Annotated in this window: 3 protein-coding genes; 2 read left to right on the forward strand and 1 reads right to left on the reverse strand. The window is 42.7% G+C overall.

Annotated features, from left to right (window positions below):
- Nucleotides 1–95 precede the first annotated feature (95 nt).
- A complete protein-coding gene (locus AACQ17_RS09755) occupies nt 96–1,115 on the reverse strand; it encodes a glycosaminoglycan attachment site (protein ID WP_094147686.1) in 1,020 nt (339 codons plus the stop codon).
- 212 nt (nt 1,116–1,327) lie between these two features.
- Here AACQ17_RS09755 and AACQ17_RS09760 point away from each other — a divergent pair, with 212 nt between their 5' ends.
- On the forward strand, nt 1,328–1,549 hold the full coding sequence (locus AACQ17_RS09760; protein WP_017044326.1) for a TA system antitoxin ParD family protein: 222 nt from the start codon (nt 1,328–1,330) through the stop codon (nt 1,547–1,549).
- Nucleotides 1,542–1,832, forward strand: a complete 291-nt coding sequence (locus tag AACQ17_RS09765; protein WP_017044325.1) for a type II toxin-antitoxin system RelE/ParE family toxin — start codon at nt 1,542–1,544, stop codon at nt 1,830–1,832. Before AACQ17_RS09760 ends, AACQ17_RS09765 begins: the two co-directional genes overlap by 8 nt.
- Nucleotides 1,833–2,018 lie beyond the last annotated feature (186 nt).

Raw genomic sequence — 2,018 nt, forward strand, 5'->3', positions numbered from 1 at the left:
TAACGCCGCATTAAGGTGTGAGCGGCGCTTGGCTATACTTGAGCGAAGCGAAACTGCCAAGCGTTGCGAATCACTCTTAAATGCTTTGTTAAGCGTCATCGAGTTACGACGCTGTTTAGCTGCCTGAGTAGCAGAAAATCGTCGGGGGCGATGACGTTGATTCCTTTCTCAGGGTCAAAAAAGTACTGAGCAACTCGAGCATGATTAAACGTATTAGCATCAAGCGGGTACTCTGCAAAAGGGTTATGGAGTATATGTAAGCCATCAGCGATATCTTCCTTATACTCTGCCTTAATTGTATTGCGAACTTCTGGAATAATGCTGTCGCCTTTAGGTAAGTGACACGTGTGGTATACACTCATTGCGTTAGGGTTATCAGCAAGTGCTCGAATCTTTCCCCAAGTGGCTAGTGAGCTATAAATTACTGCACTTACATCTTTGTATTCATCAGTAGTAAACAAACCTACAGGAATTGATACATTTTCGTTTTTAACTACAGCTTCAACGGGATACTTAATCAACTCGTTAGCCCCCGTTGCAATAGTCGTTTCCTCATCCACATACAACCCATATAAAACCGCTACAATTCCGCGATTAACCGCAAAATGGGAAAACGGTCGGTCAAAGGAAGCTAAGCCAATTACATAGGGTTTATCTTTAACATGCGGTAAATCAGAGTAACTGGTCCTGAACTTCTTAATCTTGGAAGATAAGCTATTTGAAATCCTGATTGCTGATTGCTGGTTGAACTCAGCAAAGTCTGTCGGAGCAAACATTTGCGAATGCCCTGCTGGGGCTTCCCCGCCTTGAGGTGGGGCTGCAATAGTAGCTTCAAGCGTGATATGCCTATCCAATTCAGTTACAAAATCTGGCGCATGATGAGAGAAGTCAGTTTGAGCACCTAGATCTTTTAGAAATGCATGCAGATAAAGCTCCCACATAGATGATTCAAAAGTCGTTTGAAACTCATAAATAAACTTCCCATCTCTATCTTCGAACCCTTGCGCCCAAGAATTGAGAACGTCTTGCTCTGGCTTGTACTGCTCTTGCAGCATCATTTTGAACAAAGGATGTTGCTTCTCATCTTCAGCGATTGGTGTAAATAAATCTAACATGATTCCTCGATATTAAAATGACGCTTAACGCCCGGCTAAGGGGTTGACAACGCACAGCCGAACTCAAAAAACACACTTAAACACTGAACTTCAATTTTGCACCAAAACCGCCACGCGTTGGCAATCCCTCTTGAGCCGTTTGTTATGATTCATCTTGCTACCTTCGTAGCGCCACGCTACAATTATTAAAACTTTAAATGAAGGAGCACATTATGTCTACCGCTAGCATACGCCTTGATCAAGACCTCGTAGATAAAGCCGCTATCATGGCCAAAGCATTGAATCGCACTACACCAAAACAAATTGAACACTGGGCTAAAATTGGGGAAATGATGGAAGATAACCCAGATTTACCTTATGAATTTGTTCGACAAGCCATTATAGCTAAAGCTGAAAAAGAAGCCGGAAAACTTGAGGCATACAACTTTGGCTAATATTACACAGGTTCTTCAAACGCCATCATTCAAGAAAACCGTTAAAAAACTCCACCAAAATCAGAAAGTGGATCTGGACAATGCGGTCAAAGCACTTATCGAAGATCCGCTTTTAGGCGAGCAGAAAAAAGGAGATTTGTCCTTTCTCCGTGTTTATAAATTCAAAATGGTTAAGCAACTCACTCTTCTTGGCTATAGCTATCAAGATGGGACGGTAACTCTTGAACTCATCGCCCTAGGCGCGCATGAAAATTTTTACCGAGATATCAAGATGTTTTACTGAATCCGGGTGAATCATAACGCCCGGCTAAGGGGTTGACAACGCACCGCCGAACTCAAAAAAACACACCGTAAACCCTGAACTTCAATTTTGTACTAAAGCCGCCACGCGTTGGCAATCCCTCTTGAGCCGTTTGTTAGGCCAATAGATTGACAACGATACTTTAGAAACTCAAGAACGAGCTTGTTT

The organism is Vibrio sp. V10_P2A27P122 (genome assembly GCF_963874335.1).
GTDB classification, from domain to species: Bacteria; Pseudomonadota; Gammaproteobacteria; order Enterobacterales; family Vibrionaceae; genus Vibrio; species Vibrio anguillarum.

What these genes read in the sequence shown, in the direction of transcription:
- AACQ17_RS09760 (WP_017044326.1), top strand. Translation starts at nt 1,328, where the DNA reads ATGTCTACCGCTAGCATACGCCTTGATCAAGACCTCGTAGATAAAGCC.
- AACQ17_RS09755 (WP_094147686.1), bottom strand. Translation starts at nt 1,115, where the DNA reads ATGTTAGATTTATTTACACCAATCGCTGAAGATGAGAAGCAACATCCT.